The 16,793-nt window shown below is 42.7% G+C and carries 14 protein-coding genes and 1 riboswitch; of the genes, 11 read left to right on the forward strand and 3 right to left on the reverse strand.

All coding sequences use genetic code 11. The annotated features are described in order from the left end of the window. Positions 1–35: 35 nt before the first annotated feature. Positions 36–1,232: an E22 family MetX-like putative esterase gene (locus HJG39_RS04575; RefSeq protein ID WP_442780995.1), complete on the reverse strand. Its 1,197-nt coding sequence runs from the start codon at positions 1,230–1,232 to the stop codon at positions 36–38. Positions 1,233–1,368: 136 nt separating this feature from the next. Beyond that, positions 1,369–2,124, reverse strand: a complete 756-nt coding sequence (locus tag HJG39_RS04580; protein ID WP_268407320.1) for a phosphatase — start codon at positions 2,122–2,124, stop codon at positions 1,369–1,371. A 199-nt stretch (positions 2,125–2,323) separates the two neighbouring features. On the opposite strand from HJG39_RS04580, the gene HJG39_RS04585 reads away from it, so the two are divergent. The 7 genes from HJG39_RS04585 to HJG39_RS04615 all read left to right on the forward strand — a co-directional run bounded on the left by HJG39_RS04585 (position 2,324) and on the right by HJG39_RS04615 (position 10,341). Continuing rightward, on the forward strand, positions 2,324–3,769 hold the full coding sequence (locus tag HJG39_RS04585; RefSeq protein WP_268407322.1) for an AsmA-like C-terminal region-containing protein: 1,446 nt from the start codon (positions 2,324–2,326) through the stop codon (positions 3,767–3,769). A 170-nt stretch (positions 3,770–3,939) separates the two neighbouring features. Further along, complete coding sequence (locus HJG39_RS04590; protein WP_268407324.1) at positions 3,940–5,505, forward strand: SulP family inorganic anion transporter; 1,566 nt, start codon at positions 3,940–3,942, stop codon at positions 5,503–5,505. Positions 5,506–5,752: 247 nt separating this feature from the next. After that, on the forward strand, positions 5,753–6,736 hold the full coding sequence (locus HJG39_RS04595; RefSeq protein ID WP_268407325.1) for a bifunctional helix-turn-helix transcriptional regulator/GNAT family N-acetyltransferase: 984 nt from the start codon (positions 5,753–5,755) through the stop codon (positions 6,734–6,736). A gap of 328 nt (positions 6,737–7,064) precedes the next feature. Then, positions 7,065–7,991: a MipA/OmpV family protein gene (locus HJG39_RS04600; protein ID WP_268407326.1), complete on the forward strand. Its 927-nt coding sequence runs from the start codon at positions 7,065–7,067 to the stop codon at positions 7,989–7,991. A gap of 55 nt (positions 7,992–8,046) precedes the next feature. Further along, positions 8,047–8,370, forward strand: coding sequence for a DUF3019 domain-containing protein (locus HJG39_RS04605; RefSeq protein WP_268407328.1), 324 nt, complete (start codon positions 8,047–8,049; stop codon positions 8,368–8,370). After that, the gene (locus tag HJG39_RS04610) at positions 8,371–9,072 is read left to right on the forward strand and encodes a response regulator (RefSeq protein ID WP_268407330.1); all 702 of its coding nucleotides are present in this window, start codon (positions 8,371–8,373) and stop codon (positions 9,070–9,072) included. Between the two features lie 45 nt (positions 9,073–9,117). Next, entirely contained in the window at positions 9,118–10,341 is a 1,224-nt protein-coding gene (locus HJG39_RS04615) for an ATP-binding protein (protein ID WP_268407333.1), read from the forward strand. Between the two features lie 20 nt (positions 10,342–10,361). Here the strand turns inward: HJG39_RS04615 and HJG39_RS04620 are convergent, their stop codons facing one another. Beyond that, on the reverse strand, positions 10,362–10,721 hold the full coding sequence (locus tag HJG39_RS04620) for a hypothetical protein (RefSeq protein ID WP_268407334.1): 360 nt from the start codon (positions 10,719–10,721) through the stop codon (positions 10,362–10,364). A 369-nt stretch (positions 10,722–11,090) separates the two neighbouring features. Here HJG39_RS04620 and ccoG point away from each other — a divergent pair, with 369 nt between their 5' ends. The 4 genes from ccoG (at position 11,091) to HJG39_RS04640 (ending at position 16,619) form a co-directional block, all read left to right on the forward strand. Further along, entirely contained in the window at positions 11,091–12,542 is a 1,452-nt protein-coding gene (gene ccoG, locus HJG39_RS04625) for a cytochrome c oxidase accessory protein CcoG (RefSeq protein WP_268407335.1), read from the forward strand. Positions 12,543–12,615: 73 nt separating this feature from the next. After that, positions 12,616–13,611: a serine/threonine protein kinase gene (locus HJG39_RS04630; RefSeq protein ID WP_268407336.1), complete on the forward strand. Its 996-nt coding sequence runs from the start codon at positions 12,616–12,618 to the stop codon at positions 13,609–13,611. Between the two features lie 47 nt (positions 13,612–13,658). After that, positions 13,659–13,869, forward strand: a riboswitch (cobalamin riboswitch). A 106-nt stretch (positions 13,870–13,975) separates the two neighbouring features. Beyond that, positions 13,976–15,826: a TonB-dependent receptor plug domain-containing protein gene (locus tag HJG39_RS04635; protein WP_268407337.1), complete on the forward strand. Its 1,851-nt coding sequence runs from the start codon at positions 13,976–13,978 to the stop codon at positions 15,824–15,826. A gap of 151 nt (positions 15,827–15,977) precedes the next feature. After that, positions 15,978–16,619, forward strand: a complete 642-nt coding sequence (locus HJG39_RS04640; RefSeq protein ID WP_268407339.1) for a thiol:disulfide interchange protein DsbA/DsbL — start codon at positions 15,978–15,980, stop codon at positions 16,617–16,619. The last annotated feature ends 174 nt before the right edge of the window (positions 16,620–16,793 follow it).

Genomic DNA, 16,793 nt, shown 5'->3' on the forward strand with positions numbered 1-16,793 from the left:
ATGGGAAGGCTTCGGTTCGGTTAGTTTAGCTCGTTTTACTTAGCCAAAAATTCTCTTATTGTTTCAGCATGTGGTGAAACCGCAAAAAACCCATCTAAATGCCCATATTTCCCTTTTAATTCAGCATATTGAGTGTCTTTCCCTTGCGCCTTGAGCACGTCGTAAGAGGTTTTTGCTAAGCGAGGCATTAGCAATAAATCACCTGCCGACGGCAAAAACAATGTCTTCGCTTTTATCTTCGACAACCCCTTTTCTAAATTATCATCGTGACCCGCTACGAATAACTGACACGCCCGCACCAAATACAAAATATGATTTGCATCCATCAAGGATGCCCGGCTTCGTGCACGTTGATCTATCCACTTAACCGCACTATGTTGCGCCAAAATGTCATTTAATGGAGCGTCTTCTAATGGCGAATAGCTAGCATTAGTTTCATTAATAAAATCAGGGTGTAGTGCATTTTGTGTAATCAGTTTAAGTGAAGCGACTAAGCCTTCAACAGGGGCTTGTTTTCCATAGTAATCACCCGCATTCCAATTTGGGTCGAGCTTAATAGGCACCGCCCATTGATGTAATCCAATGGTAGTCCATGCATCTAAATGGCCTGTCCCAATAACCGACACCATCCTTTCTACCATATTAGGATAAGCCGCAGCCCAGTCTATCGCTTGCATAGACCCCATCGAAGGGCCAACAACGGCGTGGAGTTTTTTGATACCAAGTTGTTCAATAAGCGCTTTTTGTAAATTAACAAAATCACGAATGGTCACAACCGGAAAGCTCAATCCATAAGGCTTACCCGTATCGGGGTTGATCGTGGCAGGCCCCGTTGTAATGACATGAGGATCATTGATCGCTACGTTGGCTAATGTGTCCATACTCAGCACGAAATATTGATTAGTATCAATCGCTTTTCCTGGGCCAATTAAATGGTCCCAATAACCCGCAGTTGTGTCACTTTCGTTGTATTTTCCTGCTGCATGGGAATTTCCTGTGAAGTAATGGGTAATAAGGATGGCGTTAGATTTATCAGCGTTAAGCTCCCCGTAGCTTTCCCAACCGAGCTTAATTTGTTTAATGGTTTTACCTGCAAAGGTCTGAAACGTCTCGAGTTCAAATATTTTTTTCTCTACGATTAAGCTTTCTTTAGCCTCCGCAGATGCAGATGACGAAAAACCAAGCATCCCCGAGGTGATGATCACCGACCAAAGCAGCACTAAAAACTTCATCCATTTTTCCTTATTTTGCTAATTCAAGGGGTTATTGTGTTTGATTAAGGCAATAACGCGAGACTAGCATTATTGGATGGATGCTAATGCAATGACATACTACGAAAGTACAGCGCTTAGAAAAGCGCTGACTAAATTAAGATTGGCGAGCCAGAATTGGCGTGAATTCAGATTCCAACTCACGACCATGTTCGGCGAGGAAGCGTAAAAAGGTTTGTGCATCACGATTAACCACTCGCTCAAATGGAAACCCAGACTTCTGCGCCTTGTCGACACAATTTTCCACGCTGCCAACACTGTAGGCAACATGAGCGTCACTAGAAAAAACCACTTTCCAATCAAGCTGATCAACAAGCTCTAGAATTCGTAAGCAGTTTTCTTCACTGCCAACGCGTGAATGCGAAAATGAGCTGTTGTTAATTTCAATCAGCACATTATTATCTTTCGCTGCACGAATAACCTCTTGATAATTCAAAGGATAATTTGGATTGCCCGGATGCCCAACTATCTGGCATCGACCCGTTTCAATGGTATTGATCAGTGCTCGAGTATGCGTTTTCTCATCTGTAGGTTCAAAAACAGGCTCATGAAAACTCGCAATAACGAAATCGAGAAAAGACGCCATGCGCTCATTAACATCAAGCCCCCCATCCATCGGAAGGATATTGCCTTCAATACCACGTAACATCCCAACACCGTCTACTATTCGAGGCAAAACCTGCATATTGCCAAAATGCCAAGGGTGCGGAGAATCCGGCATTTCTGGTGCGTGATCAGTGATGGAAAATAATTCCAATCCCTTTTTCTTTGCTTGCTCAAAATAATCATGAACAGTGCTATAAGCATGAGTGCTTGCTACAGTATGAGAATGAGTATCAACTTTTATTTGCATGGCGACCTCTTGCCTGTTTTGTTCGAATATCCGCTTAAATTCTACTGAAATCGGAATGTGATCGATATTTCAATTTTGTAACCTTTTTTGGTCACTGCCTATTGTCATGTTCTGTTGCTAAAATAAATAAACTCATTCACAAGATTGTGATATTAATACGCCACTTTCTCGCGTTAATTTGGTTATTCAGGAGAGCAACTTGTCTAAACGCAACATCGTCTTTTTTATTCTAGCAATTCCATTACTGATAATTGGTCTTGTTGTCGCCTTTTGGAATCCCAACTGGTTTAAAAGTGACATTGAACAGCAGTTGGAAACGGTTCCTCATGTCGACGTGACCTTTGGCAATATTCAACACTCGCTGATGTCGCCGGGCGACTTAGTGGTCGAGAATATTCAGCTAAGCGGTGAACTGGTTTCAGGCAACATTGCTAGTCTCACCATCAAAACGCAAGTTAATCCGCTGTTTTCCAAGCAGGTTATCGTTGATGAAATCATCCTTGATAAACCAAATCTAAGCTTTAATGCACTAGCACTTACGCAAATTCCCACGGAACCCGCCGCCTCAGATGCCATGCCAACGCAAGAAAGTGAGCCATTACCGATTGAATTATTGCTGGTGAAATCCGTAAAAGTTCAAAACGCAAACCTTCAGGATATTTCAGAGCAAAAACTATTTTCAGTTAACAACTTAAATATTAGTGTGGAAAACATTGGTATTGTTGAAAATAGTCTAGTACTGACTCCCGAACAAATGCAGCCTGTTTCCTTGAATATATCAACAGGTCGCACCCAAATTGCCACCTACTTCACAGGAATACTGAAGCTAGCTTTAGAAGGAAATGGCAAAACCATCGTACTTGAAGATCTCCAAGCAAAAACTGAGAAGAGTCTTATTACCCTAAATGGCACCATTCAAGACCCTTTAAACACCCCTTTGTTGAGCTTAACGCTGGATGATAGCCAACTCAATTTGGACGAGTTTTCGGCCTTCTTTGAAGATTTACCGGTGAAACCCGCCGGCTCTGTGAATTTTTCAGGTCAAATCGATGATTTTTTACTGGCCGACAATACAGATGCATTGCTTCAAAACTTAACCGGTGAATTTAATCTAGATTTCAATCAGGGCAAACTTATCGGCATTGATGTGAATCAAATGGTTAAGGCCCTAAAGGCCACACAGGAAGCCGACATGACCGATATTGGCAGCTTCTTATTAACAGGCCCCGTTGGCATACTAGCATCGCAAATTTATGACCTTGGTTCAGGAACAAAAGGGCTCAAAGGCGAAACGAGCATTTCCCAATTGCAGTTCAGCACACAAATCGACCACGGCGTGTTTGACCTGCAAAAAACGGCTATCGCTACGGATAAATATCGCATGGCATTGTCCGGTGGATTGGATTTAGTCTCCAACAAATTCAACGACTTCACGTTTTCATTATTGGATGAAAAAGGCTGCGTTGATATTCAACAAGTCTTCAAAGGCGATTTCGACGACCCCAGCGGCACAGTGAGAGATACCTTGTTTAACACTGTTACAGGGCCAATTTCCGGTTTATTTAAAGGCTTAGTTAAACCGAAGAAAAACTGCAAACCAGTTTATGAAGGGGAAGTTGAGCACCCTACAGGATCGAATAATTAACAATAAGTTAACGGATTTTTATCACGTTAGCTGATAAAATCGGCGCCACTTTGCCTGACAGGAAATATTTGTGAGGCAAAATTGAATCATACAAGTAAAAAAGAGCGGCTAAACACCGCTCTTTTTGTTTATTGCTTGCACTCTCATTGTTCTGAAGTTGAGGAAACTAAATGTTTAGTCTGATCACAAGTCGCGACAGCAACGTCAAAAACGACTTGCTCTCAGGTATTACCGTTGCATTAGCGCTTGTACCTGAAGCCGTTGCTTTCGCTTTTGTTGCAGGTGTTGAACCCATGATCGGTTTATATGCTGCATTCATGATGGGATTAATTACATCGGCCATTGGTGGGCGTCCTGGGATGATTTCAGGTGCAACCGGTGCTATGGCAGTTGTGATGGTCGCACTGGTAGCACAACATGGCGTGCAATACCTATTTGCTGCGGTTGTACTAGCTGGCATCCTGCAAATATTGGCCGGTATTTTCAAACTAGGGAAGTTTATCCGTTTAGTTCCCTACCCTGTGATGTTGGGGTTCGTCAATGGCTTAGCTATCGTCATTTTCCTAGCGCAACTCGGTCAATTCAAAATCGTGAACGACATTGGCGAGCACGTTTGGATGCAGGGTCCCTTGCTTTACATCATGCTTGGTCTAACTGCGCTCACCATGGGAATCATTTACTTTTTACCCAAACTCACCAAAGCCGTGCCCGCATCACTTGTTGCTATTGTTACCGTTACCGCCATTGTGCATGGGCTTGATTTAGAAGCTCGCACTGTTATCGACTTCGTTAGAGATATGGTTCCTGCCGAACAAAAAGCCACGGTAACGTTAGCGGGAGAACTCCCCTCCTTTGCAATTCCGGTCGTCCCATTTAACTGGGATACGCTGATTATCATCCTACCAACATCCATTATCCTAATGCTTGTCGGGCTAATTGAATCCCTGCTAACGATGTCTTTGATCGATGATTTAACCGACACTCGAGGTCAAGGCAACCGAGAATGTGTAGGTCAAGGTGTTGCCAATACCGTGAACGGATTTTTTGGTGGCATGGGCGGCTGCGCCATGATTGGGCAAAGCATGATTAATATCAGTTCGGGAGGACGTGGACGCTTGTCGGGCATTTCCGCTGCATTGGTGCTGCTTGCCTTCATTTTGTTTGCTGCTCCACTTATTGAAATGATTCCTCTCGCTGCGCTCGTCGGCGTGATGTTTATGGTCGTTATTGGCACATTCGAATGGGCAAGCTTCCGTATTGTTCGAGGAGTTAACAAAGAAGATGCCATCGTGCTATTTGCTGTTACCATCATTACCGTTATCTTCGATTTAGCCATTGCCGTTGTTGTCGGTGTGATTATGTCTGCCCTCGTTTTTGCTTGGAAACACGCTACTCATATCGTATCCAAGGCCCATATCGACGAGGATGGCTGGAAAGTGTATGAAATTGATGGTCCGGTATTCTTCGGATCGGTACTGCATTTCAAAGATTTATTTACACCACCAGATGACCCTGAGCATGTAGTTATCGACTTCAAAGAGTCTCGCATTTGGGATTCATCAGGCGTTGATGCTATCGATAATCTAGCGGAAAAATATCGCAAGTTAGACAAAAAACTGCACATTCGTCATATCAGCCCAGAATGCCGTAACCTGCTGACCAAAGCACAAGAGTTTGTTGAAATTAATGTAGAAGAAGATCCTCGCTATCATATTGCGACAGACAAACTGGCCTAATGTAACTCAATTAAGGCGCTGAAAGCCTAGCTTTTGGCGCATCAGAGTTTCATTACACATCTCACCAAACGCAGTGAAAGCCTAGGTCTTGCTGCGTTTTTTTAATTTTTCTTTCCCTATTTTCAGTTTCCCGCTTGTCATGGCAAACGCCTTATTGCGCATACTCGATAAATTTAACTTGAAATTTATGTAAGTAGTTACGTATATTATTTCATAGTTTGATGGTTAAACACGCAGGTTGAAATAAATGAAAACAATTGAAGAAATGGGTGCGCTTTTCTTGAGCACTCGATTAAAGCGTTTAAGCGATACTATTTTTGATGAAGTCGATAAAATTTATGCCGCCAACCAAATCAACCTAAAATCCCGCTGGACTGGTGTTATCTTTCTGCTTCACGACGAAGGCGATTGCGGAGTAACACAAATAGCAGAAAGCATGGGGCTTACGCATCCAGCCATTAGCCAAATGAGCCAAAAGCTCTTAGCGTTAGGCTATGTCGAAAATAAAACAGACCCACGAGATGAAAGACGACGTGTGTTAGGACTTACCACTAGTGGAAAGGCTTTATCAAATGAGTTGAAGCCAATTTGGGAACATATAAAAATATGCTTAGATGCTCGTATTGCAAAGGCCCAAGACAACCTTCTAAACGCAATATTAAACATGGAGCAATGCCAAAACGCACATTCTCTTTTCGACGAAATTATTCAATTATCACAACTGCAAAGTGCCGAACAAGTTGAGATTGTCCCCTTTAGCAAAGAGTATGCATCCGAATTCAAGCGGCTTAATGTCGAGTGGCTAGAAAAGTACTTTTACGTCGAAAAAATTGACGACCAGGTTTTATCGAAGCCTAAAAAATACATTATTAATAATGGAGGCCAAATTCTCTTTGCAAAGTACAACAATGAAATTGTAGGCACCTGCGCGCTCGTTAAATCTGATTATGAAAATTTTGTTCAAGAAAAAGAAAAACCACTTGTCGCTTATGAGCTAACAAAAATGGCCGTTTCCGAAAAATACCAAGGTCTTAAGATCGGCAGAAAGCTGTTACAAGCCGTGATTTCGGCATTTAAAGAAACCGAAGGTGATTTATTGTTTTTAGAATCAAACAGTCGCCTCAAACCAGCGCTTCATTTATATGAATCAATGGGGTTTGTACACAAACCCAAATTAGATAACTCGCATTACCAACGAGCAGATGTGTACATGGAGTACCAAGGGAGTTGAAAAAATACACATCCTTGTGCAAATGAATCCAGATGAGATTTCAAACGTGTCTTATCAATATGGGAGGCATAGTATTACCTTCGCTTCCCATAAGGCTTGATCTAGATCAGTTGTCTGACGACTGTTTAGATCGCAACTTTGCCTAAAATTATCTTGAAGTGATTAACGTGGAAAAACCGATCCAAACTGTTTACTTTTGTGATCTTTTGTAATCTTTAGCTGTTGCGATCGCGCTTATTTGGTAATCTTGTGGCTGCATAACTCTTTCAATGAAGATTAACTTCTCTACAGGTTATCTATTTAAGTGCCAACTCTTTTGCAAACTAATATGTCAACTTTACGGGCCCTATCTTTCGTATTGGGGACGTTTTGCTGCCTAACAGCTAATGCTGGCGCTCGACAGTGTGAAGATGCAACATCTTGTGTTACAACAGATTCATGGCATTTAGCTGTCGCTTTAGGCGCTGGGGTCAGGCTAAGCCCACTTGTTGATGGCGATAACTTTCCTTTGGTTGTCTTGCCTGATCTCGCATACTACGGTAAACAATTTTATTGGGACAATACAGAAGTAGGCTATCAGTGGTATAACAATGATACTTGGTCTATTGAAACCTTCATCAAGGTTAACAGTGAACGCACATTGTTTAGTGTTTGGAACGTCGATAACTTTCTTGCTGCAACACTCGACTCTTCCGAATCGGTTGTTGAGGATGGCTCGGGTGATTTTATGGGCCTCATCGGAGGCGGGGCTCGATTAGTACAGCCTCCCGAAGAAGAATTAACCCTGTCGTCGGACTATATTTCAATAGAACAGGTAGCAAAGCGTGATTGGGCGTACGATGCTGGCGTTCGTTTACATGTTTATCATGATGATGCCGAGTGGACGTTTGCCTTATATAATGACCTAAGTAGCACCTATTCAGGGAAACATGCTGAAGTAGGCTATAAATTTGGATTTAACTGGGGACAGTGGCACATTAACCCGACCTTATCCTTGGCTTGGAAGAGCAGTGAATTAACAAATTACTATTATGGATTGGATGCGCGAGACGGCGTGTTTCCTTTTCAGTTTTATTCAGGGAAATCCGGGTGGCAACCGGGCGTTAAAGTTGTTGCCTCCAAGCCAATAAATTCGGAATGGAGTTGGTTAGTCATTGCAAGCTACCAACAACTTCACAGGGGAATGCGACGCAGCCCGTTAGTAAGAAGAAATAATATCGTTTCTGCGTTTGCTGGAGTTTCATATCGCTTTTAGTAAAACTTGGTTTGGAAGAGCGTTAATTGTTCTCTTCCTTCTAGCTGGATTGCAATTGAAAGCTAATGCACAAGTTTTCAATTGGGACGTCAATCCCTCGGCATGTGTTGTTCGCAAGCCGGGTGATTCTTGTCGCCTTAATTTTGAAATAACAATGTATGAGGGATTTAATAAAGAAGCTTGCTTATATTGGGATGATATTCAACTGCAATGCTGGTCAGCACTTCCCCAAAAGTTCAGTTGGCCATTAGAAATTTCACAAACAGGGTCGCTTTCTCTACGTTATAACGAAGAAATATTCGTCACTAAAAACATAGAAATAAAGTCATTACTTCCTAACAAACGCCGCCGCGTTCGTTCACCTTGGAGTATGTTTTAAATGAGTTCGATTTTACTCGTAGAAGATGACACAAGACTCAGCAAGCTCATTGCTGATTATCTCACGAAACAAGAGATGCAAATTAAGGTTTTGCCCGATGGTTCAGAGCTCATTGATGAGGTTAGTAGAGCACTGCCTGACATCATTATTCTGGACATTATGCTACCGGGAAAAGATGGGTTTAAACTTTGTCAGGAGCTACGCAATATATACGCTGGTCCCATTATTTTCCTTACGGCAAAAAATGATGACATAAGCCAAGTGTTAGGACTGGAAATGGGCGCTGATGATTACATTGCCAAGCCCGTTGAGCCTCGCGTACTACTTGCTCGAATTAAAGCCTTATTAAGACGGGTAAACCCCATTCCTACACCTTCAAATCAAAGTGCTGATTTAATGGTATTTGGCAAGTTACAACTTAATCGTAATACTCGAAATGTTAGTTTATATGGAGATCAGATAAATCTAACGAGTCATGAGTTCGATATGCTTTGGTTACTAGCCCAAAACGCGTCCTCAGTAGTCAGCAGAGAAACCTTGTACCGCGAGATTATTGGGCGAGAATATGACGGTTTAGACCGCTCCGCAGATGTCCGAATATCCCGGCTACGCAAAAAGCTCAATGACGATGCTAAATGCCCTTATCGGATTAAAACCATTTGGGGTAAAGGCTTCTTTTTCGTTGCTGATGCTTGGGACTGAGTGCCTCTTGCAACCAATCAGGACCAACCTGAGTGATACAACAGAATGCTAAAACTCTTTGCAAGTTTATATCTTTTTGTTGTCATCTCAATGGTTGGGTTAACTGCACTGTGGGAACATATTTTACTGCCTAAACACAAGGAAATGCAGGAACCTTCCCTAAAAGCATTAGCACTAACATTAAGCCATATATCCACAGAAGAAATTTACGCCATAGCCAAACAATCAGGCATCCAAGTGTCGTTATTTCCAGAAAGGCAAATCGTATTTCCTGAACAGGTTAAATCCCAATTTGAAAATGATGGCTACCTGATCCTCTACAACGACAATCAGCAGCCCGAAATTTACATTCCTAATGATGAGGGTGGCTTATACCAAATAGCTTATGCCAATAAGCCCAAAGAAGGCCCTCTGTGGCTTTATAGCGCAATATTTTTTGTCACCTTAGGACTTGCCCTAGCCTTTTGGACTTGGCCGCTTTGGCGAGATATTCAAACGCTGGAATCTAACGTCAAAACACTCAATTCAGACGGTACACTGCCTAAGCTTGAGTTGAGTCCTCGATCTAGCTTACACATTATTGCCAATGCGTTGGCACAGCTAAGTGATAAGGTTCATTCCCTATTGCAGTCACAAAAAGAATTAAGTGGCGCAGTAGCCCATGAATTCAGAACGCCACTTTCTAGGTTAAAGTTTGCACTGGCTATGGTGGACGATAATTCAGAGATCGACGCCAACGGAATGCAAAACGATCTCAATGAACTCGAAAATCTTGTTCAGGAAATGCTTGATTATGCCACGCTTGATAGCGATGGTCCCTCTCTCTCAATGGCAGAAATATCACTTCATGGGTTATGCGAAAAACTCATCACTAAACTTGAAAAAAGTCGACAAAGCCCGCCTATTTTCATGCTTTTTGGTGGTGATATTACGCTCATGGGCGATGGTTATTTTATTGAACGAGCCATCCAAAATGTCATGGTCAATGCCATGAAATACGCTACAACGCAGGTGCAAATTCATTTACAACAAGATGAACAAAACGTTTATGTCATTGTTGACGACGATGGTCCTGGTATCTCACCCGATGATTACGAAAAGATTTTTGACCCTTTCTATCGACCTGATGGCTCTCGTTCTCGCGACAAAGGCGGTGCCGGATTGGGGCTAGCAATTGTTGCCCGTATTCAGACTTGGCATGGTGGGCAATACTGGGCCGAATCCAGCCCGTTAAATGGCGCTCGCTTTGTGCTTAGTTATCCTAAATAATCCCTAAAAAACAATGAGCATCAGACCTTTATCAAGCCGGACTTTACAATCCTTTCACAAAAATAGTGCAGCTTTGCACCATAAATGAATGGATTTTTATCTGCACCAACACAGTACAAACGATAAAAAGTCGCTAAATTTTCAGTGTTTTTTGTCACTTTCTCTAAATAAGCAACTTGTGCCTCATTATTCCCTTCAAATGTGCTTTCTATATCTTCATGAAGTTTTCTCAACACTTTGTTTTCACGATACTTTCTAGCATCGCCAAGCCACATTACTAGCTCTGTTTGGGTATCAGAAAAAAGGCGGTAAAAAACCGGCATTTGCTGCAATGCAAACACTAAAAACACCAATAAAAAAATAATCAATCCGCTTTTCATTGCTTTACATCAAATGATTTTATTAGAATTAGTCTACTGTAAATGCGTTAGAAGAACATGAGATAAAGGTATGTTTGAGAATAATTAAACGCCGTATACCTATACACTAACATGCTCAAATTTAATCTTTCTTATACTCCTTTTAGCCGCCTGAAGTGCCCGAATGTTAAGGGTTTGTTAATAGCGGTTTTAAAAAAAGTAAATTTAATTCGCTTGTTTAAACAGGTATATATTGAATAGAAATACATACCTGAGTTATTAGTCGAAATAACTACAACAAATTCATTGCGACATTGAGGGGTCCGTGACTAAATTCAATAGTCTGTACCTCACCTTTTTATTTGCACTTTTATTTAGCTCCAGAGCATTATGAACAACAATCCAACATCCGACTCTACCCCCGCTGATGCCAACCGCATTCCGGTTAAAGACATCACTCCAGTTAAAGTTCACCAACCAGAGAAAAAATCTGCCGCATCTTCCAAAAACCACATTTACGTCAGGCAAGTCAAAGGCAGAATTGAAAACTTCAGGCAGCTTTTTGGTGGCTTTTTCATATTTTTGTTTGCCGCGATACCGTGGATTCCGTATGAAGGCCAACAAGCTATTTTGTTCGATATTATGGAGCAGCGTTTCCATATCTTTGGCTTAACGCTTTGGCCACAAGACCTCACCCTACTCGCCGTTATTTTTATGATTGGTGCGTATGCTCTCTTTTTCATTACCTCATTTGCAGGACGAGTTTGGTGTGGATTCATGTGTCCCCAAACCACCTTCACTTACATCTATATTTGGTTTGAGCATAAAATTGAAGGACCTCACAATAAGCGAATGAAGTTGGATGAACGAGACATGGACCTCGACAAATTTCTACGGAAGTTCGCGAAACATTTTTGCTGGTTAGCTGTAGCTTTATTAACCTCTCTTACTTTCGTGGGTTACTTCACTCCTGTTTCGGAGCTATTCGTTAACTTTTTCACCTTCCAAGCCAGTGGATTAGCGGTATTGGGTGTGTTGTTCTTCACTTTCTGTACTTACGGGAACGCAGGTTGGATGCGCGAAATTATGTGTACTCACATATGCCCTTACGCGCGCTTCCAATCGGTTATGTTCGATGCCGACACATTAATGGTAGCGTACGACGAAAAACGTGGTGAAAGCCGTGGTCCTCGTAGTCGCAAAATGAGCCAAGAAAAACTTAAAGAGAAAGGCTTAGGCGACTGCATCGACTGCAACATGTGTGTGCAAGTATGCCCAACAGGCATAGACATCCGTAACGGTCTGCAATACGAATGTATTAATTGCGGTGCATGTATCGATGCCTGTAACGGCGTAATGGATAAAATGAATTACCCCAAAGGACTTATCAACTTCACCTCTGAACATGCACTACAAGGTAAGAAGGTGCACATTCTTAGGCCGAAAATTATTGGTTACGCTGTTGTGCTCGTGCTAATGACAGCACTTCTTGCCGTACAAATCATGATACGCGTTCCTCTTGAAGTCGATATTATTCGCGACCGTGGCTCACTGTATCGTGAAACCAGCGAAGGTTTGGTTGAGAACGTATACACCTTAAAAATCTTGAATAAACATCAAGATGAGCAGTTCTATACCATCAACGTGGAAGGCATGCCTGGAGCCAAATTTATTGGTCAACAAACCGTTACCGTAAAAGGTGCAGAGCTTGAAACCATTCCAGTGAGTATTGCCGTTAACCCATACGATATTGAAGGTCGTATCACTGAAATCAATTTCCGTGTCACCAACGAAGACGGCAGTATTGAAGTTCTTGAGCCAAGTAAGTTCCTGTATCGCTAAACTCGCGCTATAATCCAAGCCCGTTAGATTCTGTTCTCGCGGGCTTTTTTCTTTCTTGTAAAAGGACACTCCCTTGGCACAAAGCTTCACATTTGCAGACTTAACACCCGATCTCATCCTAGACGCCATTGAAGACACAGGTATTCGTGTAGACTCAGGTCTACTCGCTCTAAACTCCTATGAAAATCGTGTATATCAATTTCAGGATGAAGATAAAACACGCTATGTTGTTAAGTTTTATCGCCCACAACGTTGGCGCAACGAGCAAATTCAAGAAGAGCACGACTATGCTTTGGAATTAGTGGAGCACGACATTCCACTCGCCGCTCCATTAAGCATCAACGGCAAAACCCTACACCATTACCAAGACTATGCATTTGCTGTTTTCCCGTCTGTCGGAGGCCGACAATTCGAAGTCGATAATTTAGATCAGCTAGAATGGATGGGACGCTTTATTGGCAGGATGCATGCGGTTGGTGCAAGACAACCCTTTTCTCACCGGGATATATTTTCTGTACAAACACATTTGCACGAACCTTTGCAACAACTTCAACAAAGTCAACTTATCCCGAGTCACTTACATCAAGCTTTCTTCACCATTTTGGAGCAAGTGGTGCAGTTAGCTACTGAGCACTACCTATCCGCGTTAGCAAATGTTAATCACGCACAGTCAATACGGTTACACGGCGATTGTCACCCCGGCAATATACTCTGGCGCGACGGTCCAACCTTTGTTGATCTAGATGACTGCCGTAATGGTCCCGCAGTGCAAGATTTATGGATGATGCTTTCTGGCGACAGGCAACAACAACTTCTTCAACTCGACACGCTCGTCAACGCCTATGAAGAATTCTTCGAATTTGACCACGCACAGCTCAAGCTCATTGAACCACTTCGCGCAATGCGCATGGTTCATTACATGGCTTGGCTAGAAAATCGCTGGCAAGATCCTGCCTTCCCAAGAGCATTTCCTTGGTTCGCAGAAGACAAATACTGGGAACAGCAAATTCTTTCACTCAAAGAGCAATTTTCATCTCTGCATGAACCTGCCTTATCGCTTATGCCATAAACTTCCCACTATGGCTGTAACTGAGTCGCAATCGGCATAATAAGAGATTATACTGACCGCGTTTTGGTGCCCAGACACGTTTCACAAGGTGAACCACGCTGGGTTAAACGGGAAATTGGTGCAAAGCCAATACTGCCCCCGCAACGGTAATTAAGTGATTGCATTTCAATAGCCACTGTTTTGATAAAAATGGGAAGGCGAAATGCAAGAAATTAACCACTTATGAGTCCGGATACCGGCCAAAATAGGGGTACAAACTAGGCTCAGTCACACAACTAACTCGGCAAAAAGCCGAACTTCGTAGTCAGTCCGTACAGTCTTGCTATCGCATTCGGGTGGAATGCGTCTAACGAGAATTATCAAAATGCAGTTTAATAAATCTTTAGTCACCTTAAGTGTTGGCACCGTTTTCTCGTGCTTCGGGCACAGTGCGGAATCAATCAGCACACCTTCAATCGAAACAATTAGTGTTGTTTCTAGTCGAGTCGAACAGCCATTAAGCGAGATGGCAACCAGCGTCACCGTGCTTACCGAAGCCGATTTGGACGCACTAGGGCAAATATCCCTTGCCGACACATTACGTTCAGTTACCTCTGTCGGTGTAAGCAATTCGGGTGGATTAGGAAAGGTCACGACCGTAAGAATCCGTGGTGAAGAGGGCTTTCGTACCACCGTTTTAGTGGATGGCGTTGACTTAGCCGATCCCTCGGCCCCGCAAATTACGCCTGTTTTTGACGATTTGCTCACAAGCCAAGTTCAACGTGTAGAAATTCTACGTGGACCACAGGGTTTGCTTTATGGCGCAGACGCTGGCGGCGTTATCAGAATCACCTCTTCCGAGCTTCGTCCGGGTACATCGGGTGAAATCAGCGTTCAGATGGGAGCGGAAAACACCCAGCAATATGGCGCCAAGGTGGGTTACGCAAATGAAACCAGCCACGTATTTCTCTCTGCGGGTAAAACTAATTCAGATGGATTCAACGCGCAAAAAGCCGATGAATCTGGCGAAGAAGATGGATACGAAAACACCACGTTGCACTTAAAAGCCGAAACCAAGCTGACCGATTCGCTCAGTGTTAATCTTGTCCTTCGCGATGTTGACTCACAAGTCGACTACGATGGTTGTAGTGACAACGTCACCTTCGCAACCACTCATGTTTGTGCATCGGAAGCAGAGCAAGAAACACAACGTCTGGCCTTTGTTTACAAACAAGAGCAATACCGTCAAGAAGTCAGCTATTCCAACACCGATGTACGCAGAGACTCCTTCTCAAATAACCTCCTTGGCTTTACCAATGAAGGCAAAATTAAGAAATTCGGTTATTTAGGTGAAATGGATTTCGATAATCATCGCATCGTAGGTGGTTTCGAGAAAAAGGAAGAAAGCATCCCGACAGAAAAGCGTGATCAGCATAGCCTTTTTGCAGAGTATCAGTATCAATATGACAAACGCTGGACCACAACAGCTGGCATTCGTCACGATGACAACGATACCTTTGGCACCAATACCAGCTACCGCTTAGGTTCTGCCTACTTAATTGAATCGGGCTTACCCGGCACATTGAAATTAAAAGCGACTTATGGCACAGGTTTTAGAGCGCCAAGTTTATTCGAACAAGCATATAACGATGGTGACTTTGCCTTTGGGGCTGCCAAGGATTTACAACTCACAGAAGAGACCAGCGAAGGGTTTGACATCGGCGCAGAATGGTTTCTCGACAACACCTTCGTTGGCATAACTTACTTTAATCAAAAAATTGAAGACGAGATTCAGTTTGATCCGGTGAGCTTCCAAGGCTATTTACAAACCGAGGGGGAAAGTGAGTCCAAAGGGGTTGAAGTTGAATGGCATCACACACCTTCTTCACAAGTGAAATTATGGGGTAACTACACTTATAACGATAGCGAAACCCAAACCGGAGAACAGCGCTTGCGTCGTCCAGAACATTTGGCAAATGTGGGCATAAACCTGTTTAACCAAAGTGGTGAATTCAGCGTCAATGCCAATGCTCATTGGGAAAAAGACGCCATTGATATTGGCGGCGAGCCATTGGATGACTTCACCACAATAAACCTTTCCGCACAGTATCAACTTAGCGATACGGTTAAGTTAAACGCCAGAATCGATAATGTATTCAACCGAGAATATGAGCAAGTAAAAGGCTTTAATACCGCTTCTCGTAGTGCATTCGTGGGCGCGGAATGGCAGTTTTAATGCGCGTTTAGAGGCAAGGAAGCCTCGTTTAATCTAAATCGTTGCTGAATGACACAATTCAATGCGATGAAATCTTCTCCAAATAGAGGACATGTCACAAAAGTGTGTGTTAACCTCCAGTCTCATTTTTAATTCAGAAAAATAAAATACTATGCGCAAATACCTTATTTTATTCGCCTTGGCTTTGTTCCTTCCTCTGCAACTCGCAGCTCAAGAGTTATATCAGGAAGGCAAACACTATACCGTTATTTCTGACAAGGCGACTGAAGAGCCTCAAGTGCTCGAATTCTTTTCTTACTGGTGTCCACACTGCTACAACTTCGAGCCACTCGTTGCTCAGTTGGAAAAGAAATTAGAAGAAGAATCTGCCAAAAATCACAACGTGGATTTCAAAAAAGTACACGTTAATTTCATGGGTTTCACCAAAGCAGAAATCCAAGATGAAGCCACCAAAGCAATGATGATTGCTCGTGCATTGAAAAGAGAAAAGCAACTTAATGCGGCCATTTTCAAATATATCCATGTTCAACGCGCACCAGTTACAGGTTTAGCCGATCTTCGCAATGTCTTTGCAGTCAATGGTGTTGATTCAGACAAGTTCGATAAATTAGCAAAAAGTTTTGGCGTCAACAGCCAATTAAAGCTAAACAATAAGACCATGCAAAAATACATCAAGCACTTGCGCGGCGTGCCAAACTTCATCATCAATGGCAAGTATCAGGCGAAATTCACTCGCGATATGAGCCCAGACCAAATGGTCGACTTATTGGTATGGTTAACCAAACAAAAATAACCGAATCAGCATTTAAATAACGGTAAAAACGGAAAAGCCACGACATACCGTGGCTTTTTTATGTTTACTTGATCAGCTTGCTGAATTATTACTCACTATAAAATTTTTCCTCCTCTCCCTGCTCTCAATCCCTTAGAATAGTGCGCTTTAACAGATGTCCATCAGGTAGACTTA

Origin of the sequence: Alteromonas sp. a30, from assembly GCF_026788005.1 — a bacterium.
In the GTDB taxonomy this organism is placed as follows: Bacteria; Pseudomonadota; Gammaproteobacteria; order Enterobacterales; family Alteromonadaceae; genus Paraneptunicella.

What these genes read in the sequence shown, in the direction of transcription:
- HJG39_RS04575 (WP_442780995.1), bottom strand. Translation starts at nt 1,232, where the DNA reads ATGAAGTTTTTAGTGCTGCTTTGGTCGGTGATCATCACCTCGGGGATG.
- HJG39_RS04580 (WP_268407320.1), bottom strand. Translation starts at nt 2,124, where the DNA reads ATGCAAATAAAAGTTGATACTCATTCTCATACTGTAGCAAGCACTCAT.
- HJG39_RS04590 (WP_268407324.1), top strand. Translation starts at nt 3,940, where the DNA reads ATGTTTAGTCTGATCACAAGTCGCGACAGCAACGTCAAAAACGACTTG.
- HJG39_RS04595 (WP_268407325.1), top strand. Translation starts at nt 5,753, where the DNA reads ATGAAAACAATTGAAGAAATGGGTGCGCTTTTCTTGAGCACTCGATTA.
- HJG39_RS04600 (WP_268407326.1), top strand. Translation starts at nt 7,065, where the DNA reads ATGTCAACTTTACGGGCCCTATCTTTCGTATTGGGGACGTTTTGCTGC.
- HJG39_RS04610 (WP_268407330.1), top strand. Translation starts at nt 8,371, where the DNA reads ATGAGTTCGATTTTACTCGTAGAAGATGACACAAGACTCAGCAAGCTC.
- HJG39_RS04615 (WP_268407333.1), top strand. Translation starts at nt 9,118, where the DNA reads ATGCTAAAACTCTTTGCAAGTTTATATCTTTTTGTTGTCATCTCAATG.
- HJG39_RS04620 (WP_268407334.1), bottom strand. Translation starts at nt 10,721, where the DNA reads ATGAAAAGCGGATTGATTATTTTTTTATTGGTGTTTTTAGTGTTTGCA.
- ccoG (WP_268407335.1), top strand. Translation starts at nt 11,091, where the DNA reads ATGAACAACAATCCAACATCCGACTCTACCCCCGCTGATGCCAACCGC.
- HJG39_RS04635 (WP_268407337.1), top strand. Translation starts at nt 13,976, where the DNA reads ATGCAGTTTAATAAATCTTTAGTCACCTTAAGTGTTGGCACCGTTTTC.
- HJG39_RS04640 (WP_268407339.1), top strand. Translation starts at nt 15,978, where the DNA reads ATGCGCAAATACCTTATTTTATTCGCCTTGGCTTTGTTCCTTCCTCTG.